19 protein-coding genes are annotated in these 22,638 nt (G+C 65.0%); 9 read left to right on the forward strand and 10 right to left on the reverse strand.

The features are described 5' to 3' along the window. Positions 1 to 47: 47 nt before the first annotated feature. Both leuB and GSH16_RS03990 read right to left on the reverse strand, forming a co-directional pair. Positions 48 to 1,157 (reverse strand): 3-isopropylmalate dehydrogenase, encoded by a 1,110-nt coding sequence (gene leuB, locus GSH16_RS03985; RefSeq protein WP_160852136.1) that lies wholly within the window; start codon positions 1,155 to 1,157, stop codon positions 48 to 50. Positions 1,158 to 1,215: 58 nt separating this feature from the next. Then, the gene (locus tag GSH16_RS03990) at positions 1,216 to 2,121 is read right to left on the reverse strand and encodes a LysR family transcriptional regulator (protein WP_235912922.1); all 906 of its coding nucleotides are present in this window, start codon (positions 2,119 to 2,121) and stop codon (positions 1,216 to 1,218) included. Positions 2,122 to 2,261: 140 nt separating this feature from the next. Between GSH16_RS03990 and GSH16_RS03995 the strand changes: the two genes are divergently transcribed. Then, positions 2,262 to 3,239 carry an NAD(P)H-binding protein gene (locus GSH16_RS03995; protein WP_160852140.1) on the forward strand — a complete coding sequence of 326 codons (978 nt, stop codon included), beginning with the start codon at positions 2,262 to 2,264 and terminating at the stop codon, positions 3,237 to 3,239. Here the strand turns inward: GSH16_RS03995 and GSH16_RS04000 are convergent. The 4 genes from GSH16_RS04000 to leuC are packed head-to-tail and all read right to left on the reverse strand — an operon-like array spanning position 3,196 to position 7,201. Further along, positions 3,196 to 4,311, reverse strand: coding sequence for an endonuclease/exonuclease/phosphatase family protein (locus GSH16_RS04000; RefSeq protein WP_160852143.1), 1,116 nt, complete (start codon positions 4,309 to 4,311; stop codon positions 3,196 to 3,198). The two genes, GSH16_RS03995 and GSH16_RS04000, sit on opposite strands and share 44 nt — an antisense overlap. A gap of 10 nt (positions 4,312 to 4,321) precedes the next feature. Then, positions 4,322 to 5,128, reverse strand: a complete 807-nt coding sequence (locus GSH16_RS04005) for a hypothetical protein (RefSeq protein ID WP_160852145.1) — start codon at positions 5,126 to 5,128, stop codon at positions 4,322 to 4,324. 51 nt (positions 5,129 to 5,179) lie between these two features. Next, positions 5,180 to 5,785, reverse strand: a complete 606-nt coding sequence (gene leuD, locus GSH16_RS04010; RefSeq protein ID WP_160852147.1) for a 3-isopropylmalate dehydratase small subunit — start codon at positions 5,783 to 5,785, stop codon at positions 5,180 to 5,182. A 12-nt stretch (positions 5,786 to 5,797) separates the two neighbouring features. Continuing rightward, positions 5,798 to 7,201, reverse strand: coding sequence for a 3-isopropylmalate dehydratase large subunit (gene leuC / locus GSH16_RS04015; RefSeq protein WP_160852150.1), 1,404 nt, complete (start codon positions 7,199 to 7,201; stop codon positions 5,798 to 5,800). Between the two features lie 285 nt (positions 7,202 to 7,486). Here leuC and GSH16_RS16050 point away from each other — a divergent pair, with 285 nt between their 5' ends. After that, the gene (locus tag GSH16_RS16050; protein ID WP_160852152.1) at positions 7,487 to 9,949 is read left to right on the forward strand and encodes a mechanosensitive ion channel domain-containing protein; all 2,463 of its coding nucleotides are present in this window, start codon (positions 7,487 to 7,489) and stop codon (positions 9,947 to 9,949) included. A 93-nt stretch (positions 9,950 to 10,042) separates the two neighbouring features. Here the strand turns inward: GSH16_RS16050 and ettA are convergent, their stop codons facing one another. Then, a complete protein-coding gene (gene ettA / locus GSH16_RS04025) occupies positions 10,043 to 11,698 on the reverse strand; it encodes an energy-dependent translational throttle protein EttA (protein WP_160852154.1) in 1,656 nt (551 codons plus the stop codon). 164 nt (positions 11,699 to 11,862) lie between these two features. Between ettA and GSH16_RS04030 the strand changes: the two genes are divergently transcribed. Beyond that, the gene (locus GSH16_RS04030) at positions 11,863 to 12,462 is read left to right on the forward strand and encodes a nicotinate-nucleotide adenylyltransferase (RefSeq protein ID WP_205523951.1); all 600 of its coding nucleotides are present in this window, start codon (positions 11,863 to 11,865) and stop codon (positions 12,460 to 12,462) included. A gap of 39 nt (positions 12,463 to 12,501) precedes the next feature. Further along, positions 12,502 to 14,028 carry a D-alanyl-D-alanine carboxypeptidase/D-alanyl-D-alanine endopeptidase gene (dacB, locus tag GSH16_RS04035; RefSeq protein ID WP_160852158.1) on the forward strand — a complete coding sequence of 509 codons (1,527 nt, stop codon included), beginning with the start codon at positions 12,502 to 12,504 and terminating at the stop codon, positions 14,026 to 14,028. 27 nt (positions 14,029 to 14,055) lie between these two features. Here dacB and GSH16_RS04040 read toward each other — a convergent pair whose 3' ends face one another. After that, complete coding sequence (locus GSH16_RS04040; RefSeq protein WP_160852160.1) at positions 14,056 to 14,496, reverse strand: tellurite resistance TerB family protein; 441 nt, start codon at positions 14,494 to 14,496, stop codon at positions 14,056 to 14,058. Between the two features lie 144 nt (positions 14,497 to 14,640). Here GSH16_RS04040 and GSH16_RS04045 point away from each other — a divergent pair, with 144 nt between their 5' ends. The 3 genes from GSH16_RS04045 (at position 14,641) to GSH16_RS04055 (ending at position 19,186) form a co-directional block, all read left to right on the forward strand. Next, positions 14,641 to 16,227, forward strand: a complete 1,587-nt coding sequence (locus GSH16_RS04045) for a lysine--tRNA ligase (protein ID WP_160852163.1) — start codon at positions 14,641 to 14,643, stop codon at positions 16,225 to 16,227. A 53-nt stretch (positions 16,228 to 16,280) separates the two neighbouring features. After that, positions 16,281 to 16,694, forward strand: coding sequence for a DUF4864 domain-containing protein (locus tag GSH16_RS04050; protein ID WP_160852165.1), 414 nt, complete (start codon positions 16,281 to 16,283; stop codon positions 16,692 to 16,694). Positions 16,695 to 16,891: 197 nt separating this feature from the next. Continuing rightward, entirely contained in the window at positions 16,892 to 19,186 is a 2,295-nt protein-coding gene (locus GSH16_RS04055) for a glycosyl hydrolase family 28-related protein (RefSeq protein WP_160852168.1), read from the forward strand. Positions 19,187 to 19,259: 73 nt separating this feature from the next. Here GSH16_RS04055 and GSH16_RS04060 read toward each other — a convergent pair whose 3' ends face one another. Then, positions 19,260 to 19,529: a hypothetical protein gene (locus GSH16_RS04060; protein ID WP_160852170.1), complete on the reverse strand. Its 270-nt coding sequence runs from the start codon at positions 19,527 to 19,529 to the stop codon at positions 19,260 to 19,262. A gap of 140 nt (positions 19,530 to 19,669) precedes the next feature. Between GSH16_RS04060 and GSH16_RS04065 the strand changes: the two genes are divergently transcribed. Both GSH16_RS04065 and GSH16_RS04070 read left to right on the forward strand, forming a co-directional pair. Then, entirely contained in the window at positions 19,670 to 19,987 is a 318-nt protein-coding gene (locus GSH16_RS04065; RefSeq protein WP_160852172.1) for an antibiotic biosynthesis monooxygenase family protein, read from the forward strand. 30 nt (positions 19,988 to 20,017) lie between these two features. Then, positions 20,018 to 20,365 carry a hypothetical protein gene (locus GSH16_RS04070; protein ID WP_160852174.1) on the forward strand — a complete coding sequence of 116 codons (348 nt, stop codon included), beginning with the start codon at positions 20,018 to 20,020 and terminating at the stop codon, positions 20,363 to 20,365. 22 nt (positions 20,366 to 20,387) lie between these two features. Here the strand turns inward: GSH16_RS04070 and uvrB are convergent, their stop codons facing one another. Then, complete coding sequence (gene uvrB / locus GSH16_RS04075) at positions 20,388 to 22,547, reverse strand: excinuclease ABC subunit UvrB (RefSeq protein ID WP_160852176.1); 2,160 nt, start codon at positions 22,545 to 22,547, stop codon at positions 20,388 to 20,390. Positions 22,548 to 22,638: the final 91 nt, after the last annotated feature.

Genomic DNA, 22,638 nt, shown 5'->3' on the forward strand with positions numbered 1-22,638 from the left:
ACAGGTGGCCAGAGCCGGCGCGATGCCGGCTCCGGCCACACTCCGTGTCAGAGGCTCGCGTCGAGCGCGGCGAGGATCGCGTCGCCCATGCCGGTGGTCGAGACCGGGCTGCCGCCCTCGGCCTGCATCAGGTCTGCGGTCCGCACGCCATCGGCCAGAACCTTCTCCACCGCCGCTTCCAGCCGGTCGGCTTCCGCGCCCTGGTCGAAGGAATAGCGCAGCGCCATCGCGAAGCTGAGCACGCAGGCGATCGGATTGGCCTTGCCCTGGCCCGCAATGTCGGGCGCGGAGCCGTGTACCGGCTCGTAGAGCGCTTTGGGGCGACCGTTCTCCTGCGGCGCGCCGAGGCTGGCGGAGGGCAGCATCCCGAGGCTGCCTGTCAGCATCGCCGCGCAGTCGGACAGGATGTCGCCGAAGAGATTGTCGGTCACGATCACGTCGAACTGCTTGGGCCAGCGGACAAGCTGCATCGCGCCATTGTCGGCATACATGTGGCTCAGCTCGACATCGGGATATTCCTCGTCATGGACATGCTGCACTTCCTCGCGCCAGAGGATGCCGCTCTCCATCACATTGGCCTTCTCCATCGAGCAGACCTTGTTGTTGCGCCGCCGGGCCAGTTCGAACGCGGCCCGCGCCACGCGGCGGATCTCGTCCGTCGTGTACCGCTGGGTGTTGACGCCGATGCGTCCGCCCTCATTGTCGGGCGTGATGCCGCGCGGTTCGCCGAAATAGACGCCGGAGGTCAGTTCGCGCACGATCATGATGTCGAGCCCCGCCACCACATCGCGCTTCAGCGACGAAAAGTCGGCGAGCGCGTCGAAACATTGTGCCGGACGCAGGTTGGCGAACAGGTCCATTTCCTTGCGCAGCCGCAGAAGGCCGCGCTCGGGTTTCACGGAAAAGTCCAGTTCGTCATATTTCGGGCCGCCGACAGCGCCGAGCAGGACCGCGTCGGCCTCCTGCGCCTTGGCCATCGTCTCGTCGGTCAGGGGCGTGCCATGCGCGTCATAGGCCGCGCCGCCCACAAGGTCCTCGGTCACATCGAAAGCAAGCCCCCGCTTGGCGCCGAACCAGTCGATCACGCGCCGAACCTCGGTCATGACTTCGGGTCCGATCCCGTCGCCGGGCAGGATCAGGAGGGAGGGGTTGCTCATGGGATGCCTCGTCAGCTGGACTAAGTTGCAAACCGCCTAGCCCGTCGCTCACGTCGGGTCAAGCCGCAGGCCCGCCTGACGCTCCCGTGCGCGCACACCAGGGCGCCAGACCGTCCGCCAGCGCATCGGCCACCGCGCGGATTCGCGGCACGTGGCGGAGCGGCTCGGGCAGGGTCAGCCATACGGGCAGCGGCGGGATGACCAGTTCCGGCAGAACCTGCTCGATCCCGTCGGTCCGCATCGCCACGCCGCTCTGGCAGGCGCCGATGCCGCAACCTGCCCGCACCAGTTCCCAATAGACGGTCTGGCTGTCGCAGCGCAGGCCGAAGAAGTTGCGGTCCACATTGAAGCCCATCGCGCGCATCCCGTCGATGATCAGCGTCGAGCGGTCGTAGCCGATCAGGTCATGGCCGGAGAGCGCCGCGGGGTCCTCGGGCCGTCCGCGCCGGTCCAGATAGGAGCGGTGCGCGAAGAGCCCCAGCGGCAGGTCGCCTAAGTGCCGTGCCACCACATCGAGTTGTGTCGGACGATACATGCGCAGCGCGATATCGGCCTCGCGGAACAGCAGGTTCTCCGAACTGTCGGACGGGGCGATTTCCAGCTCCAGCTCGGGCAGGGACCGACGGATCCCGGCGACTACTGGCGGCAGGATATGGTGGGAGACGAAGACGCTCGCGGTGATCCGCACCGTTCCGGTCAGTGCCGTTTCGCGGCTTTCCGCCGCGCGCGCAAGCCGCGCCGCTGCATCCGCCATCCGGCGCGCCTGCGGCAGCAGATCGAGCGCTTCATCTGTCGGCGACAGGCCGCGTGCATGGCGGCGGAAGAGCGTGGTTCCGAGCCCCTGTTCCAGAGCGCGGACCTGCCGCCCGAGCGTCGGCTGGCTCACCCCGAGCCGCCGAGCCGCGCCCGAGAGCGACCCTTCGTCGAGAACGGCAAGGAAGGCCGGCACGAGATTCCAGTCCATCGCGGCTCCTATCGGCTCGTACTTATTCATTTCTGAATATCATATCGTCACATCACGGCAATTTCTATTCTTGGATGAATGGACAACTCTGGATGTATCAGGTCGGGGGCAGCCCCGACGCTCATCAAGGGAGCCACACCATGACCCGCAATGTCCTCATTCTCGGTGCTGCCGGCCGGTTCGGCCGTGCTACCACCCGCGCCTTTCTCGACGGCGGCTGGACCGTGACCGCACTCGTCCGCGACCCTGCCCGCGCATCGCTGCCCGCCGGGGTGTCGCCGGTCACGGCCGACGTCACGGACCTGCCGGCCCTTGCCCGCGCGGCGGCGGGTCAGGACGTGATCGTCCATGCGATCAACCCGCCCTATCCCGCATGGGAACGTCAGATGCCCGCCATCACCGGAGCGGTGATCGCGGCCGCCCAGTCCAGCGGCGCGGCAGTGCTCATCCCCGGCAATGTCTACAATTTCGGCGCCGGGATGCCGGACCGGCTCGGACCGGACACGCCGCACGCCCCGACCACCCGCAAAGGACGTTTGCGCGTCGAGATGGAGGAGCGATTCCGCCGCGCGCCGGGCCTGCGCACACTCATCCTGCGCGCCGGTGACTTCATCGAGGCCGAGACCACAGGCAACTGGTTCGATTCGATCCTGACCAAACAGATCGGCGCAGGCCGCTTCACCTATCCCGGACCGATGGGCCGCGCCCATGCCTGGGCCTATCTGCCAGATCTGGCCCGTGCCGCCGAAGCGCTGGCGCGCGATCATGCCGATTGGGCCCCTTTCACCGACATGCCGTTTGCGGGTTTCACGCTGACCGGGGAAGAATTGCGCGCGGCGCTCGAGGATGCCGCAGGGCGTCTGGTGCGGCGGCGCCTTTTCCCTTGGCCGGCGCTCTACGCGGCCGCGCCCTTCTCGCGGATGATGCGCGAAGTGCTGGAAATGCGCTATCTCTGGCGTGTGCCGCACCGCCTGTCGCCGGACCCGCTCGCCACTGCCCTGCCGGGGTTCCGCCCGACGCCCCTCGTCACGGCGTTGGCGGACGCGATTGCCCCGCGTCTCGACAGCGCGCCGGTCACGGAAGCACAAGATCGAGCCACAGGAGCCCGTGCCGCGTGAAACGCGGACCGGCATCGTCTGGTCTCGATGGCCAGACGATGCCGCCCCCCGCCACGGACAGGCGACGGTCGGGCAGCACATAGTCGACCCGCAGCGCACCCGGTCCGTCCGGCGGTGCGGCCCAGCGCGCCGTGTCCCGGCGCGGATCGCCCGCATGGTCCTTGTCGGGTACCGCCGGTGGCGGCCCTTCCGGTCCGGCATCCTGAAGCCGCGCATGGCTCAGAAGGGCCTGCACCGCCGCGCGCTGGCCGGCCCCGTCCAGCGGGTCGAGATTGAGTTTTCCCGCAAGAATAACAGGTCCACCGTCCAATGGTGCCGTGCTGCCGGCATCATCGGGCACTGGCGCACCGTCGAGAATCTGCCGCAAGAGCGTCAGTTCGGCCGCATTGCGCCGCCCGTTCGCATCCTCCGGCCCGTCGAAGACCGGCGTGCTGGCAGAGATGCCAACCAGCGTCACCGGACCGGCCGGCAGGTCGATTTGCACCGTCCAGAGTCCGTTGGAACTGACCGGCAGCGCCTCGTCCGCTTCCGCAGTGAAAAACGGCGTCCCGTCCGCCTGCACCGGCATCGGCACATCCGGCAGATCGGCCCACCGGAAGGTCTGATAGCTGCGCAGGCTGCCCGCCACGAACGGATGGCGCGACAGGAGCAGCATCCCGCCATGGCCGGGGAACCGCCCGTAGCCCCACCCGTCCGCCGCGCCGGTCACCGATCCGTCGCCGTCAAGATCATGGCCGCTTGGCACACCTGCATTGGGCGGCACGGACAGATGGACCGGAAAGCCCGCACGCCGGGCGATAAGCGCGGCGGCGCGACCTTCGAAATCATGATCCGTGCCGGTCAGAAGGAGAATGTCGGCCCCTGCCGTTTCGATCGTCTCGAAGAGCGCCGCCAGCGCGGGATTTTCATCGCGCTGGAGATCGCGGATCAAGCGCCCCGGTCCTGCGCGTGACAGGCCGGCATCGAACGTGGCGACGCGCAGCGTGTCGGCGCCGGCGTTGACCGGATCGATCGACAGGAGGAACGGTGCAAGCAGCAGGCCGCGCAGCAGATGCCCGACCCGCAGGACCATCCGGGGCCGCCTAGCCGCCTGTCGGGCGCGACCGGCGCACCAGATAGCCGACTTTCAGCAGCGCCGCGCCACGGATCACGAGGCTCGCGGGCAGGAAGGACCAGATCGTGCAGCCCCAGATCAGCGGCTGGCTGTTGTCCAGCACCGACGGGTCGAACCAGCCCGATGCCCGCGAGACGAAAGCGGGAATCACATAGGGAAGGCCGATGCCGACGAGGATGTTGATCATCCCGTCGCGGTTCAATCGGCGCTCCACATCATGGCCCGAAGCCGGCTCGAATGTCGGCAGGTTGACCCACAGGTTGAAATTGTCGCGCCCGACCGGCCATTTGAAGAGCCAGAGCACCAGCGCGAAGAAGATCATCGAGGAGAAGGCGACCGCATAGGACAGGGCCGCCGCCCGCTCGATCAGCAGGCGGAAATCGGCATCCCCGTCATCCCCCACCATCGCGACGGCAATGTTCACGGGCGAGAGCGGGAAGTTCAGGAGCGAGGCGCACCAGTCGGCAAAGGCGATAATGTCGGGCGAGAACGGATCGAGCTCCATCGTCGCGCGGGCCAGAAACACCAGCAGCAGCACCTGCAGCGAGAAGGTGAAGAAGCGGATCCGGTTGTAGGGCGGGGCAAAGCGGAAATCGACCAGACCCGGATGGGTCGAGGCATATTCGAAAAGCGTGAATGCCGCGACGATCCCGCCGATGATGAGCGAGATTTCCTGCGCCGCACGGCTGATGTCCGGCAGCAGGAAGGCTGGCATCGACAGGACGATGACCACCAGCACGGCGCGGGCAAATGCGCCCGGTAGACGCTTGAACACCTGTCGCTCCCCATCCCTCGGGTCACGACAGGCGTTGTTGTCGCGACCGGTTTACAGCCAGGGTGCCTGTTTGGCGTACTGAGCCTCGAACGCGTCGATCTGATCGACTTTTTGCAGGGTCAGACCGATATCGTCCAACCCGTTCAACAGGCACTCTTTCTTGAAAGCGTCGACCTCGAAGGCAATTTCGCCACCGTCCGGCCCCTGAATCGTCTGGTTTTCCAGATCGACCGTCAGCACGGCGTTGGCGCCCCGTTCGGCATCCGCCATCAGCTTGTCCACCTCTTCCTGAGGAAGGACGATGGGTAAGATACCGTTCTTAAAGCAGTTATTAAAGAAGATATCCGCGAACGAGGGGGCAATGACACACCTGATGCCAAAATCCAACAGTGCCCAGGGCGCATGTTCACGCGAAGACCCGCACCCGAAATTCTCTCCGGCGACGAGTATTTGCGCATTACGGTATTGCGGCTTGTTGAGCACGAAATCGGGGATCTCGTTGCCGTCATCATCATAGCGCATCTCGTCAAAGAGATTCTTGCCCAGACCCGAGCGCTTGATGGTTTTCAGGAACTGTTTGGGGATGATCATGTCGGTGTCGACATTGATCAGCGGCATCGGTGCCGCAACCCCGGTGAGCGTGGTGAACTTGTCCATTTTCCGATCTCCTCAGAGCGCGCGAACGTCGGTCAGGCGACCGGTCAGGGCGGCGGCAGCGGCCATGGCGGGGCTGAGCAGATGCGTGCGTCCGCCCCGACCCTGCCGGCCCTCGAAATTGCGGTTGGAGGTGGAGGCGCAGCGCTCCCCCGGAGCCAGCTGGTCGGGGTTCATTGCTAGGCACATGGAACAGCCGGCCATCCGCCATTCGAAGCCGGCCGATTTGAGGATCTCGGCAATGCCTTCCTCCTCGGCCTGCTGGCGCACGAGGCCGGATCCCGGCACGACCATCGCGCGCAGCCCATCCTTGACCTTCTTGCCTTCCACGATCCGCGCCACTTCGCGCAGATCCTCGATCCGGCCATTGGTGCAGGACCCGATGAAGACGGTGTCGATGGCCACATCCTCGAGCGCGGTGCCCGGGGTCAGACCCATATATTCGAGCGACCGGGCCACGGCATCGCGCTTGCCGCCCTCGAAATCCTCGGGCGCGGGGATTTTCGCGGTGATCGGCAGCACATCCTCGGGGCTGGTGCCCCAGGTGACGACCGGCGCGATCTCTGCCGCGTCGAGCACCAGTTCGCGGTCATATTGTGCACCGCGATCGGAATAGAGCGTCTTCCAATAGGCCAGAGCCGCGTCCCAGTCGCTGCCCGACGGCGCGTGCGGACGGCCCTTCAGATAGTCGTAGGTCTTCTGGTCGGGCGCCACCAGACCGGCGCGGGCACCGCCCTCGATCGCCATGTTGCAGAGCGTCATGCGCCCTTCCATGGACAGGCCCTCGATGGCCTCGCCGCAATATTCGATCACATGACCGGTGCCGCCGGCCGTGCCGGTCGCGCCGATGATCGACAGGGTGATGTCCTTCGCGGTGACGCCTGCGGGCAACTCGCCCGTGACCTCGACCTTCATGTTCTTCGACTTTTTCTGGATCAGCGTCTGGGTCGCGAGCACATGCTCGACCTCCGAGGTGCCGATCCCGTGCGCCAGCGCGCCGAACGCGCCGTGGGTCGCGGTGTGGCTGTCGCCGCAGACGATGGTCATGCCGGGCTGGGTCCAGCCCTGCTCGGGGCCGATGATATGCACGATGCCCTGACGCACATCGTTCACGCCGTAATATTCGATGCCGAACTCTTCGGCATTCTTTTCCAGCGCTTCGACCTGGATGCGGCTTTCCTCATTGTCGATGCCGTTCACGCGATCGGGCGTGGTGGGCACGTTATGGTCGGGAACCGCGACGGTCTTCTCCGGTGCGCGGACCGGGCGGCCGGCCATCCGCAGACCTTCGAAGGCCTGCGGGCTGGTGACCTCATGCACGAGGTGGCGGTCGATATAGAGCAGACAGGTGCCGTCATCGGCTTCAGAGACGACATGCGCGTCCCAGATCTTGTCATAGAGGGTTTTCGGGCTGGACATGGAAGTCTCCGTGGAATCCGTGTGTCTTCTGGGTCAATCGGGATCGGATGCGCGCCCGCCATGGGCGCGCGACGCATCACGCACCGGCGAGGGGCGCCAGCCCCTGCGCATAGAACCGCCAAGGGAGCCGCTGCCTGTCATCAAGGTCAAATACCGGTCTCATGGGGATGATCTAGCGCCGTTTGGCCCTAGGGGCAAGCGGTCGCGCATGGCCGCGCAATTGACGCGGCGGGGGCTTTGGGCCATGCAGGACGGCAATCGACAACCTGACCGGAGCCGCGTCCTGTGGTGCTTTTCCGCCTCTTCTGCCTGCTGATCATCCTTGCTGCCGGCGCGGGCTTTGCGCCGGAACGCGCCTCCGCCCAGATCCCGATTCCCGGGCTCGACCAACTGACCGGCGGCGGTTCGCAATCCGGATCCGGCGATGGAGCGGGCGGCGAAAGCGGCAGCGGCAGCGCATCCGGGGATGGATCAGGCGACGGCGCATCGGGCGAGCTCGGATCGGGCGAGAGTGCCGCGACGCCGACCGAACAGCTGCTCGACATCCTCAAGGACGATCAGGCGCGGCAGGAACTGATCAACGAGCTTGAACAGCAGACAAGTGACGGTTCCGGCTCCGGCGACGCAGCCGCCGGCGACTATGAGCCACCGGCAGAGAAGCTCTTCCGCAAGGTCGGCACCGTGCTGCGCGAACGGCTCTTTACGGCCCTGACGACAACAAGCGATGTCGTTACCGATGCGATCGCGACCCTGCTCGCCGCCCCGAAAGCCGCCGCCGATATCGTCAGCGAACTGAACGCGCAATTCTTCCAGGACACGCTGTCACGGCTCGGCCCGATGGCCCTCGCGGCTTTCGCGGTCTATTTTCCGCTGACGCGGATCAACCGGCGCGCGCGGGCCTGGCTCAACGAGAAGGCGAAGAAGCACGGGATCATCATCACCTTCCTGATCAGCATCGTCGCGGCACTTCTGACCGTGATTGCCGTGACGGTCGCGACGATGGCGGGATTCCTCGGCGCGCTCACCAATACGGACGCGAACGGCGACCTCTATCCGGTGCAGGTCCATTTCACGATCGCCTTCTTCGTTGTCGAACTGATGCGGGCCTTCGCCCGCATGATCCTTGCGCCGTCGTTGCCGGGCCTGCGGCTCTTCACCATCCCCACCGCGGCGGCTTCGGTCCTGTTCCGGCTGGTGAGCCAGATGATCTACATCATGGGCTACACGCGGATGATGCTGGTCCCGTTCCTCAATGAACGCGGCCTGCCGCAGACGGGACGCGGTGTGACCATCCTTGCCGGGCTCGTCGTCACCTTCATCGTGATGCAGCGGGTGCTGAAATACCGCGAGGATGTGGCGGCGTGGATGTCGCCGCGAAAGGTGGAGAAGCCGCAGGAAAAGCTGACCCACTGGTTCGCCACCCACTGGCACTGGTTCGCGCTGGCTTATCTGGTGGGTGGGGTCCTCATCATCCTCACCCAGTCCGACGAGGTGATCGGCAACATGATCGGGAACACGTTCACCAACCTGTTCCTTCTCATCATCGGTATCAACGTGCTGACCGCCATGACGACATGGATCGAGCGCGGCGTCCGCATCCCGCATACGGTCCGCGACGTGGCGCCCAATCTGGAGCGTCAGCTCAACTACCTGATCCCGCGCACGTTGCGCATCCTGCGGGCGGTCGTGCTTCTGCTGGTCTTCGGCATCGCGCTCGACGTGTTCGGGCTGATCGACCTCAGCGGCTGGCTTTCCTCGGCCATCGGCCAGAAAGTGTCGCGGTCGATCTTCAGCATTGCGATGATCCTGATCACGTCGCTGGCGATCTGGGCTGCGGTCAATGCCTTCATCGACGCGCGGCTGAACCCGTCTGACGGGCATATCGTCTCCTCGCGACGGATGACGATCCTGAGCCTCGTGAAGAACGCGGCGACGATCACCATCGTCGTGCTCGCGCTCATGTCGATCATGTCGGAGATGGGCATCAACCTCGCGCCGCTCATTGCCTCGGCCGGTGTGCTGGGCCTCGCCATCGGTTTCGGTGCGCAGAAGCTGGTTCAGGACATCATCACCGGTGTGTTCATCCAGTTGGAAAACTCCATGAATGTGGGTGACGTGGTGCAGGTGGCCGGCATTACCGGCACGGTGGAACGGCTGACGGTGCGGTCGGTCAGCCTGCGCGACGTCGAAGGGGCCTTCCATATCATCCCCTTCTCGTCGGTCGACCTCGTGACCAACTTCACCAAGGACTTCTCCTATTTCCTCTGCGACATGGGCGTCGCCTATGGCGAGGAAGTGGACAATGTGAAGACCGCGATGATCGACGCGTTCCAGCACTTGCGCAACGACCCCGATGTCGGCAACGACATCCTCGACGAAATGGAATGGTTTGGCCTGCAAACCTTCGGCGACAGCGCCGTGGTACTGCGGGCGCGCATCAAGACCGTACCCGGGCGGCAATGGGCTACGGGGCGGGCCTACAACGGCTGGCTGAAGAAGATATTCGACGAGCGCGGCATCGAAATCCCCTATCCGCACCGGACGATCTACTATCGCGCCGACGACAAGGACGCGATGCCGCCGATCCCGATCCAGCTGGAAGCCCATCTGGCCGGCGATGGCGACGATCCGGCAACGGAGGTCACCGCCACCCAGCCGCGGCCCGGCAAGTCGAAGAAGCCGAATGTGTCGAAAGCGACCGACGCGCCGGGCGACGACGGTGGGGACGGGGGCGATGGCGGGCGCTAGGCCCGCCCGCCGGCCGGGCCCGGTCGATCCGGGCCGGGCGGCGCCCCGGTCAGGCTGACAGCACCCTTCCGGCAGCGCGTGCGGAACCGGATATCAGCGGGCGAATTTCTTGTATTTGATCCGCTTGGGCTCGATCGAATCCGGCCCCAGTCGGCGGACCTTGTCGGCCTCGTAATCCTCGAAATTGCCCTCGAACCATTCGACCTGGCTGTCGCCCTCGAAGGCCAGCATGTGGGTGCAGATCCGGTCGAGGAAGAACCGGTCATGGCTGATGACAACCGCACAGCCCGCGAAATCCACCAGCGCATCTTCAAGCGCGCGCAGCGTTTCCACATCAAGATCGTTGGTCGGTTCATCGAGCAGGAGCACATTGCCGCCCGAGCGCAGCAGCTTGGCCATGTGCACGCGGTTGCGTTCACCGCCCGACAGAAGGCCGATCGGTTTCTGCTGGTCGCCGCCCTTGAAGTTGAACGCCCCGCAATAGGCACGGCTGTTCATCTCCGCGTCGCCCAGCTTGATGATGTCCTGCCCGTCGGAAATCTCTTCCCAGACGGTTTTCTTGTCATCGAGCGCATCGCGCGACTGGTCGACATAGGACAGCTTCACCGTGTCGCCATAGCTGATCTCGCCGCTGTCGGGCGCGTCCTGCCCCGTGAGCATCCGGAAGAGCGTCGACTTGCCCGCGCCGTTCGGCCCGATCACGCCCACAATGCCACCGGGCGGCAGCGAGAAGGACAGGTCGTCGATCAGCAGGTTGCCACCGAACCCTTTGGAGAGGTTCTCCACCTCGATCACTTTGGAGCCGAGCCGCGGCCCGTTGGGGATGACGATCTGCGCGCGGCCGACCTTCTCGCGTTCGGACTGGCTCGCCAGTTCGTTATAGGCGTTGATACGGGCCTTCTGCTTGGCCTGCCGCGCCTTAGCGCCCTGCCGGATCCAGGCCAGTTCGCGCTCCAGCGTTTTCTGGCGGGAACTGTCCTCGCGCGCTTCCTGCTCCAGCCGTTTGGCCTTCTGCTCCAGCCAGGCGGAATAGTTGCCCTCGTAGGGGATGCCGCGGCCACGGTCGAGTTCCAGAATCCAGCCGGTAATATCGTCGAGGAAATAGCGGTCGTGGGTCACGATCAGGCAGGTGCCCTTATAGTCGATCAGGTGCTTCTGCAGCCAGGCGATCGTTTCCGCATCCAGATGGTTGGTCGGTTCGTCGAGGAGCAGCATGTCAGGCGCTTCGAGGAGCAGCTTGCACAATGCGACGCGGCGTTTCTCACCGCCCGAAAGGGTCGAGACATCGGCATCATCAGGCGGGCAGCGCAGCGCTTCCATCGCGATGTCGACATTGGCGTCGAGGTTCCACAGATCCTGCGCGTCGATCTCGTCCTGCAGCTTGCCCATCTCTTCCGCCGTTTCGTCGGAATAGTTCATCGCGAGCTCGTTGTAGCGGTCGAGCACCGCCTTCTTCTCGGCCACGCCGAGCATCACGTTCTCGCGCACATTCAGGCTCTCGTCGAGTTTCGGCTCCTGCGGCAGGTAGCCGACCTTTGCGCCTTCGGCGGCCCAGGCCTCGCCGGTGAAATCCTTGTCGAGCCCCGCCATGATCTTCATCAGGGTGGATTTACCCGCGCCGTTGACGCCCACGACGCCGATCTTCACGCCGGGCAGGAAGGACAAGCGGATGTTCTCGAAGCATTTCTTGCCACCGGGATAGGTCTTGGAGACCCCGTCCATGTGATAGACATACTGGTAAGCGGCCATGAAACTACGTCCTTTTGCCATGCGATCGGGTGAAGAAGTGGCCGCGTTTTAGCGAAAGCCACGCACGGGCGCAACGCGGCTGCGCATTGACAGCAGCCGCGGGGACCGTAAGAGGGGTTATCCGCCCATCGGCGGCACGAGACGAGAACCAGGGCGGACCCGTGATGCACGGCTTTCCCATTGCTGAGCCGGGCCTGCGCGTGGGCCTATTGGGGGGATCTTTCGATCCGCCGCATTCGGGACATGTGCATATCACCCGCTGGGCGTTGCGGCGTTTCGATCTCGATCAGGTCTGGTGGCTCGTGTCACCCGGCAACCCGCTGAAAGCGGAAGGGCCGGCAAGCCTGGAGCGCCGGATGGCGGCCTGTCACGCGATCATCGACCATCCCAAGGTCGTCATCACCGATCTGGAGGCCCGGATCGGCACCCGCTACACCGCCCAGACGCTCGACCGGATATTCCGGCACTATCCCGGCACCCGCTTTGTCTGGCTGATGGGGGCCGACAATCTGGTGCAGTTCCACAAGTGGGACAGCTGGGACTGGATCATGGAAAATGTGCCGATCGGTGTGCTCTCGCGTCCCGGCGAACAGATCCGGGCTGGCCTGTCGCCCGCCGCGCGCCGATACGCCCGCTACCGCCGCGATGCGCGCCGCGCCCGCGGCCTGCCCTTTGCCGAGGCGCCGGCCTGGACCCTGCTGACCGGGCGGATGGTGCAGGAAAGCTCCACACGGATTCGTGACGCCGGACACTGGCCCCGCTGAACTGGACAGGGCTGCGGACGGGGCGCATTATCCGGTCCCATGACGCGATCCAGACCCGCCCCCGACCAGAAACAGCCCGGCCGCAAGCGCCGCCTGTCCCGTCGACATGTTCTGGCGGGCCTCGGGGCCGCTACGGTGGCCCTGCCCGGTGCGGCATCGGCGGCCAGCCTCCGGTTTGACCGCCCGATCCCGCGCGGCGGTGGTCCGAAAGCTGCGCCGCAAATGCTCGGCAGCGTGATGGAGGGGCTGGGCCTTGCCGACAAGACCGGCGTGGCGCTCATTGATTTCGACAGCGGCGAGATCCTCGAAACCCACCAGCCCGCCAAGACCCTGCCACCGGCCTCCGTCGCCAAGGCGGTGACGGCCATGTATGCGCTCGACAGTTTCGGGCCGGACCACACGTTCCGCACCCGCATCCTCGCCACCGGTCCGGTGCAGGACGGGCGGGTCAACGGTGATCTGGTGCTGGTGGGCGGCGCGGACCCACATCTCGACAGCGACCACCTTGCGCTTCTGGCGCGGCAGGTGGTGGCCAATGGCATCCATGGCGTGAACGGTCATTTCATCGTCATCGGCTCGGCCCTGCCCTTCAGCCGCCATATCGACCCGACCCAGCCTGCATCAGCGAGCTACAACCCGTCCGTTGGCGGGCTGAACCTCAATTTCAACCGGGTGTTTTTCCAGTGGAAACCCGGCGCGGACCTGCTTCTCACGCTGAAGGCGCAGGCCGAGCGCCACCAGCCCGACATCCGCACCGTGCGGATCGACGCGGTGGACCGGGCGTCGCCGGTCTTCAACTACCGCTCGATCGAGGGCCGCGACCATTGGACGGTGGCGCGGCCCGCCCTGAAATCGGCCGGCGGCCAGTGGCTGCCGGTGCGCACGCCCGAGCTTTACGCCGGAGAGACGTTCCGCGCGGTCGCCAGCCAGTACGGGCTGCGCCTGCCCGACGCGATCCTGTCTCCGGTCGCCATGGGCGGCGAGGTTGTGGCCGAGCACCATTCGATCCCGCTCTCGCGCATCCTGCGCTCGATGCTGATCTACTCGACCAACCTGACGGCCGAGGTCGTGGGGATGAGCGCCAGCATCAACAATGGCGCCGGGATCACCAGCATCGCGGAATCCGGCGCGGCCATGTCGGACTGGATGGCAACGCGGCTCGGCGGCGCCAATGTCGGGCTCGTCAACCATTCCGGCCTGTCCGACCAGAGCCGCCTGTCCGCGATGGATATGGTCCGCTCGATGCAGTCGCCCGCAGACCGCGCGGCGCTGATCGAGCTGATGCGGACGCATCGCGTGTCCGACGGATCGGGCGGCGAATATGCGGCCGGTCGGGCCTTCGTGAAGGCCAAGACCGGCACGATGCATTTTACCCGCGGCCTGTCGGGGCTGATCCGGTCGGGCGAAAAGACGCTCGGTTTCGCGATCTTTGCCGCCGATCTCGACCTGCGGGCGGCCAATCCCTCTCAGGAAGGGTTCCGCCCGCGCGGGTCGCGCAGCTGGTCGAGCAAGGCCAAGGGGCAGGAACAGCTGCTCCTGCGGCGCTGGATCGACATGTATGGCTGACGCCGTCTGTGACGGGGGCAGGATGGATCAGGATGCGGGCATCGGCAGATGGCGGGCCCGCGCGCCGCGCTCGATCGCGGCAGCATGCAGCCGGTCGATATTGAGCGCGTAGCGGATTTCCTCCAGCAAACGGATCTCCGGCTCGTGCAACTCGCCGTCGGACGCGGCCACGTCGCAGGCCAGCGCATAGGCCGTTTCCGACAGTTCGCCCGGCAGGGCCGGCCCGATCAGGCCGAAGAGCGCGTCGAGCCCGTCCTCTTCCTCGAACAGGTCGAACACGACCTGCGCCACCGTGCGGATGCGGTCCGTGTCATAGCCGATGAAGACCGGCAGATATTCCACGATCCGGTTGATCGAGACGAGCTCGATGGCGGTCATGTCCTCGTCCGAGGCGGATTGGGCGATCATGATGGCGATCAGCGCATCCTGCGCGGTGAAAATGATCGGCGGAGACTGGGTGTCGGCCATGGCGTGTCCCTTCGCAAATGGGCGGTGCCGCTGGCCCGCCTGTTGCGCCCGACAATATTGACCCGACCCAAGCGGTTCAATAGGAAGCGGCGATCATGAACGCCGGATGATAGGCATCCGGGGGTGATTCCTGCGGGGATAAAAATGTCCGATCTACGTGATCTTGCGATGCAGTCCAAAGCCTGGCCCTTCGAAGAAGCGCGCAAGCTGCTCAAACGCGTGCAGGGCAAGACCCCGGAGAAGGGCTATGTGCTGTTCGAAACCGGCTACGGCCCGTCCGGCCTGCCGCATATCGGCACGTTCGGCGAAGTGGCCCGCACCACGATGGTGCGCCGCGCCTTCGAGACGATCAGCGACATTCCCACCAAACTCCTGTGTTTCTCGGACGATATGGACGGGCTGCGCAAGGTGCCGACCAACGTGCCGAACCGCGAGGCGCTGGCCGAGGACCTGAACCTGCCGCTCACCGATGTGCGCGACCCGTTCGGAACGCATGACAGTTTCGGGGCGCATAACAATGCGCGCCTCTGTGCCTTCCTCGACAGTTTCGGCTTCGAATATGAATTTGCCTCCTCGACGGAATATTATCGGGCGGGCCGGTTCGACGAGATGCTTCTGAAGGCGCTCGCCGAATATGAAAAGATCATGGAGATCATGCTGCCCACGCTCGGCGCGGAGCGGCAGGCGACCTATTCTCCCTTTCTGCCCGTCAGCCCCAAGACCGGCCACGTGCTGCAGGTGCCGACGCTGGAGCGCAATGTCGAGAAGGGCACGATCGTCTATGAGGAGCCGGACGGCGAGCGGGTCGAAGTTCCGGTCACCGGCGGCAACGTGAAAATGCAGTGGAAGCCCGACTGGGCGATGCGCTGGGCCGCGCTGGGCGTGGATTACGAAATGTCGGGCAAGGACCTGATCGACAGCGTGACGCAGGCCAAGAAGATCTGCCGCGCGCTCGGCAAGCCTGCGCCCGAGACGCTGACCTACGAGCTGTTCAACGATGAACTGGGCCAGAAAATCTCCAAGTCGAAGGGCAATGGCCTGTCGATGGAGGAGTGGCTGACCTATGCCAGCCCGGAATCGCTCAGCCTGTTCATGTTCCAGAAGCCCAAGACCGCCAAGCGGCTCTTCTTCGATGTGATTCCCAAGGCGGTGGACGAATATCACCAGCACCTGCGGGCCTTCCCCGATCAGGATGACAAGGCACGGCTGACCAATCCGGCCTGGCACATCCATGCGGGCCAGCCCCCGCAGAGCGACATGGTGGTGCCGTTCGCGATGCTGCTGAACCTCGCCTCTGCCTCCTCGGCCGAGGACAAGGACGCCATGTGGGGGTTCATCAACAAATATGCGCCCGACGCCTCCCCCGAGACCCATCCGGGCCTTGATGCGGCGGCGGGCTATGCGGTGCGCTACTACCATGACTTCGTGAAGCCCGCGAAACAGTTCCGCGCGCCGACCGAACAGGAAACGGCGGCACTTCTCGACCTGCGCGAACGGCTCGGCCAGTGGACCGGCCCGCTCGACGCCGAAGAGTTGCAATCCATGGTCTTTGCGGTCGGCAAGGAGCACGGGTTCGAGCCGCTGCGCGACTGGTTCAAGGCGATCTACGAAGTGCTGCTCGGCGCCAGCCAGGGGCCGCGCTTCGGCGGGTTCATCGCGCTTTACGGCCTGCCCGAGACCATGGCGCTCATCGACCGCGGCCTCGACGGGAGCCTGCGCACCGAAGCGTGAATTGTCTGTGTGCCCCCTGTCTGGCAGATTTCTGCGCCAGACAGGGGGTTCACATGTTTCGACCGATGATTGCCGCCATGCTGTTTCTGGCGGGCCTCAGCTTCAGCCATCCGGCCCGCGCCGACGATCCGGCGGCCATCGAAGCCGTGATCCTGTCGCAGATCGACGCGTTCCGTGCCGATGATTTCGACACGGCCTTTACCTTCGCTTCTCCCAACATCCGGCGCATTTTCCGCACACCCGACCGGTTCGGGCAGATGGTCCGCGAGGGCTATCCGATGGTCTGGCGTCCGGCGTCCGTGCAGTTTGCGCCGCTGATCGAGGCGCCGGACGGATGGGTGCAGCGCGTGCTCTTCACCGACGCGGACGGACGCTTGCACATCGCGCGTTACCAGATGATCCGTGACGGCGGCGCATGGCGGATCGACGGGGTGGCGCTGGAACGCGACGCGCAGCAGGGCGTCTGATCTCGGGCAAGGTATCGCTGCCTGACTAACTCCAATTTAACGCAATTTGTGGTAGCGCCCGCCCCCGTTGGCCGCGCGCCAAACGCATATGCGAGTTTCCCACCCATTCCGGTCCGCCCGGGAGGCGGGCGGAAACCGCAATCGCGCGGCTGATCCGGCCATCTGTTCCCGGGGACCGACCAAGGAGGTCTGCCCAGATGAACAAAGCCGTGACCGATGGTCTCGACCTGATGCCCCCGCCCTTTTCCGCCGGCCTTGCCGACTGGTCCCGCACCGATGGCACGCCCGGATCGCCCGCCTACGACATGGACCTCGATGCGGGTCTTGTCGCAGCAGACGCCGATTTCGGCACCTGTCTGGAACTGGAAAAGACCGATTCCGTTCAAGGCGTGCGCTACAAGGGCGAGATTCCCATTGCCGCCGGCTGCTATCTGCGGGTGTCGGCCCGGCTGAAAGTCATTTCCGGGCCCCTGCCGGCCGTGCGCATCGGCGGCTGGCCCGGGCAAAGCGGCGGATCGATGGTCGGCGGCATCCCGCAATCGGGTCCGTCGGTCCAGCTTGACGCCTATGGCAAGGTCTTCACCGTCTCGGCCCTGATCGGGTCGGGCGCGCGCGGCGGCGTCGATATGCCCTGGGGCGTCACGCCCGAATACGGGCATTTCGGGATCGACCTGACCGGCGCCAATGGCGGGATCATCCGCATCGAATCGATCCGGGTCGAGGACCTGACCTCGGTCTTCCACCGTGACCTGATGGACTGGGTGGATGTGCGCGACTATGGCGCGCTCGGCGACGGGGTGACGGATGACAGCGCCGCCTTTCTTGCCGCAGATGCGGCCGCTGACGGGCGCACGGTGCTGGTGCCTGACGGCACGTTCCGGCTCACCCAGTCGGTGACCATGACGGCGCCGGTGCGTTTCCAGGGCACGATCTCGATGCCCGATGCAGAGGTATTCTCCCTCACCCGCAACCTCGACCTAGCCACATATGTCGAGGCGTTCGATGACGAGACGCTGGCGCTGAAGAAAGCCTTCCAGGCGCTGTTCAACTATTCCGACCATGCGTCGCTCGACCTGTCGGGGCGCCGCGTGCAGCTCTCCGCCCCGCTCGACGTGCATGCTGCCGTCGGCAATGTCGACAATTTCAACAGCCGCCGCGCCCTGGTGAACGGCCAGATCGAGGCGGTGAACGGCAGCGGCTGGACCGTGGGCTCGACCAGTTCCACCGGCAGCTATGCCGTGTCGAACAGCTACCAGATCACCAATGTCACCAATGTCGCCAATATCGAGATCGGGTCGCTCGTCACCGGTCAGGGCGTCGGGCGCGAGGTCTATGTGACCGACAAGAATGTCGCCGCCCAGACCGTCACCCTGTCGCGCCGCCTGCACGGGGCCGCCGGCAGCCAGAGCTACACGTTCACCCGGTTCCGCTACCTGCTCGACTTCTCCGGCTTCACGCGGCTGACCCGCTTCACCATCGACGGGGTGGAGTTTGCCTGCAACGGGCGGGCGAGCGCGCTGATGCTGCCGAAAGACGGGATCGCCTGGCATATCGAACATTGCTGGTTCGCCGGCGTGAAGGACCGCGGCATCACTTCGATCGGATCGGGCTGCAACGGCATGTCGGTGAACCATAACGAGTTCCTGTCCGACGAGATGGATGTCGATGTCGCGAACCGCTCCAGCGTGGCGCTCAACACCAACAGCAACGATATGAAGATCCGCGGCAACCGCGCCGTCCGGTTCCGCCATTTTGCCTCGATCTTGGGCGGCGGGCATATCATCCAGGGCAACCATTTCTGGCAGAATGACGCGAGCGGCACGCCCGACCGGACGGCGGGGCTGCTGTTGCACGCGGTCAATTCCAAGACGATCCTGAGCGGCAACTATATCGACAACAGCTGGATCGAGGTGAACAACGAGCATGACAGCACGCCGAACTATGGCTCCAACACCGAATCCATCGGGTCGCTGGCCATCACCGGCAACATCTTCACCGCCAATGGCGCACCGAACTGGTTCACCTTCATCCGGCTGGCCCCCTACGGAACCGGCCACCGTATCGACGGGCTGACGATCACCGGAAACGCGTTCAAGTCGCTCACCACAACCATCGCGCGCGTGGACGATATCGACGACAGCCGCGGCACGGTCGATGTGACGCTGACCCGCAATCTGGAGATGCATTCCAACAGCTTCTCCGGCGTCGATACGCGCTCGGCCTCGCCGCTGAGACTCAACGTGACGCAGACGGTGGCGCAAACCAGCTGGACGGTTCCGAGTTTCGGCGCATTGCCGTTCCTTGGCCGCAGCCGGTCGGCGGGGGCTGTCACGGTTGTGGGCATTCTGCAGACGGGCGGCAATCAGGACCGGTTCCTGTCCCCCGCGCTGGAGCTTGAAGCCGGTGCGGGCGGGCAGGATGCAACCCTGCGCTGGCCGGAAGCGGTGAAGGGGCGCGCGCTCGTGGAACTGCGCTGCGACCTCGCCCGCTAGAACGGACACCGCCCACGCGGATGTCGCGCGGGCGGTTCCGCCAAGAGTTTGACCGGCCGTCGTTTGGCGCCGGTCAGCCCGCCGGCTGTCCGGTCGCGCGCGGGCCCTGCGGGTCGGCCTTGATCCTGTCGACGCGCCGCTTCTTGTCATTGTAGCCGAATTTCGGGTTCTCGATGATGCCCTTGATATGGGTCTGCTGGCTGAGCGAGTAGAGCCCGCATTCCTGCGGCTTCAGCTTGATCGTCATTTCCAGCTGCGTGCATTGCCACGACTGGGCGGATGCCGGCGCGGTGAAGGCGGTGCAGGCGGCGGCGGACAGGGTCAGAAGGATCGGTCTGCGCATGGCGCTCTCCTTTCGCGGTTCGCTTCAACCTATCCGCGCCCGCCGCCCGCCGCCAAGTCACCTTTGGTTGACGCACCAGTGACGGAAAGACGCAATAGGGTTAAAAAGCTGCTATTCTGCCGGCCAGAGGAGGGACGCCCATGCTTTCGATCTCGACCGACCGCGACTGCCAGACAGTGATCACGACCTTCGAAGTGACGCCAGGCACCTGTCAGGATCTGCTCGACGCGCTGAAGGACGCCTATGACGCCTTCATCCGGCATCAGCCGGGCTTCATCGGGGCCGGCCTGCATGTGAACGACGCCCAGACCCGCATCGCCAACTATTCGCAATGGCAGAAGCGGGAGGATTTTCTGGCGATGCTGCGCAGCGCGGAAATGCGCAAGCGCAACCGCAGCTTCAATGAACTGTGCAAGAGCTTCGAGCCGGTCATGTATGACGTGGGCGCGGTGTTCTAGGCTTTGAGCGTATTACGGAGGAAAATTGCCATGCTGAAATGGATTGCACCGCTGCTGATGGTGGCACTGGCCGCCGGACCGGCAGCTCTGGCCAAGGACAAGAAGAACAAGCCGGTGCCGCCCGGCCAGGTGAAACGGCAACTCACCCCGAGCGGCGCGAAACCGATCCCGCCCGGGCAGGCGAAGAAATGGCTGAAGGGCGACGTGCTGCCCGCCGACCTCGACTGGGTGACAATCGACGATCTGTCGAAATGGAAGCTCGATCCGCTGAAGCCCGGGCACAAATATGTCCGGCTCGACAACGAGATTTACGAGGTGATCGACGATACCAATACGGTCGTCGAGGCCATCGGCATCGTGGACGACTGGATCAGGTAGGGCGCTCCGGAGAGCGGATCACCTACCGTTTCCGCCGCTTCACGTTCCCGCCGCGCTGGCCGGGGCGGCCGGCGGTTGAGCGGGCTGACGGTTTGCTTTCCGACACGGCGGCGATGGCGGCCTGACGGGCGAGCGGGTCGTCGGCGACGGCCAGTTCCACTTCTTCCAGCCGGTGGATCTCGTCGCGCAGCCGCGCGGCTTCCTCGAACTCGAGATTCTCGGCCGCCTTCAGCATGTCCTTGCGCAGCCCGTCGAGATGGGCCTGCAGGTTCGCACCGACCTGCGGCGCATCGACCTTGGCGGTGATCCGGGCCTGATCCGTGTCGCCCTCGTACAGTCCCTGCAGAATGTCCGAGACATTCTTGCGCACCGTCTCGGGCGTGATCCCGTGTTCGGCATTGTAGGCCATCTGCTTCTCGCGCCGGCGGTTGGTTTCCGACAGGGCACGTTCCATCGATCCGGTGATCCGGTCGGCATACATGATGACCCGCCCGTCCGCGTTGCGCGCGGCGCGGCCGATCGTCTGGACGAGCGAGGTCTCGGAGCGCAGGAACCCTTCCTTGTCCGCATCGAGAATGGCCACCAGCCCGCATTCGGGAATGTCGAGCCCCTCACGCAGGAGGTTGATCCCGATCAGCACGTCAAACGCGCCGAGCCGAAGGTCGCGCAGGATCTCGATCCGCTCGATCGTGTCGATGTCGGAATGCATGTAGCGCACGCGGATACCCTGTTCGTGCAGATATTCGGTCAGATCCTCTGCCATCCGTTTCGTCAGCGTGGTGACGAGCACGCGGTTGCCCGCCGCCGCCACCTTGCGGATCTCGTCGAGCAGATCGTCCACCTGCGTGTCCACGGGGCGGATTTCCACCTCCGGGTCGAGGAGGCCCGTCGGGCGGATCACCTGTTCGGCAAAGACGCCGCCCGCCTGCTCCAGCTCCCATTTCTGCGGGGTGGCCGAGACGAAGATCGACTGCGGGCGCATCGCGTCCCATTCCTCGAACTTGAGCGGCCGGTTGTCCATGCAGGAGGGCAGGCGGAACCCGTGTTCGGCCAACGTGAACTTGCGCCGGTAGTCGCCGCGATACATGCCGCCGATCTGCGGCACAGACACATGGCTTTCGTCGGCAAAAACGATCGCATTATCGGGGATATATTCAAACAGCGTCGGCGGCGGCTCGCCCGGAGCACGGCCCGTCAGGTAGCGCGAATAGTTCTCGATCCCGTTGCAGGAGCCGGTCGCCTCCAGCATTTCCAGATCGAAATTGGTGCGCTGCTCCAGCCGCTGGGCCTCCAGAAGCTTGCCCTCGGCGATCAGCTGGTCGAGGCGCAGTTTCAGCTCCGCCTTGATGCCCTTGATCGCCTGCTGCAGCGTCGGACGCGGGGTGACGTAATGCGAATTGGCGTAGATGCGGACCTTGTCCAGCTCGTCGGTTTTCTGGCCTGTCAGCGTGTCGAACTCGGTGATGCTTTCCAGCTCGTCGCCGAAGAAGGAGAAGCGCCAGCCGCGATCCTCCAGATGGGCGGGCCACACTTCCAGACTGTCGCCACGCACGCGGAAGCTGCCGCGCTGGAACGCCTGATCGTTGCGGCGATATTGCTGCGCCACCAGATCGGCCATCATCTTGCGCTGGTCATAGTCACGGCCCGGCACAAGGTCCTGCGTCATGGCGGTATAGGTTTCCACCGAACCGATGCCGTAGATGCAGGAGACCGAGGCGACGATGATCACATCGTCGCGTTCCAGCAGCGCCCGGGTGGCCGAATGGCGCATCCGGTCGATCTGTTCGTTGATCTGGCTTTCCTTCTCGATGAACGTGTCGGACCGGGGCACATAGGCTTCCGGCTGGTAATAGTCGTAATAGCTGACGAAATACTCGACCGCATTGTCGGGAAAGAAGCCCTTGAACTCGCCATAGAGCTGGGCCGCGAGCGTCTTGTTCGGCGCAAGGATGATCGCGGGGCGCTGGGTCTCCTCGATGATCTTGGCCATGGTGAAGGTCTTGCCGGTGCCGGTCGCGCCGAGCAGCACCTGATTCTGCTCGCCGTCGCGGATGCCGCCGGTCAGTTCGGCAATCGCCGTGGGCTGGTCGCCCGCAGGGGAAAACTCGGTATGCAGAACAATCTCGCGGCCGCCCTCGAGCTTGCTGCGTGCCGGTTCCGCCAAAGCCGTGTCGCTCGCCATGTTCACCCCCTGTTCCGAAGCCCCATAGTTGGGCCCGACGCGCCGATTTTCAAGGCCGATGCGCGCAACCGGAAGGCGGTCTACTGACAGG

The organism is Oceanomicrobium pacificus (assembly GCF_009833495.1).
Taxonomy (GTDB): Bacteria; Pseudomonadota; Alphaproteobacteria; order Rhodobacterales; family Rhodobacteraceae; genus Oceanomicrobium; species Oceanomicrobium pacificus.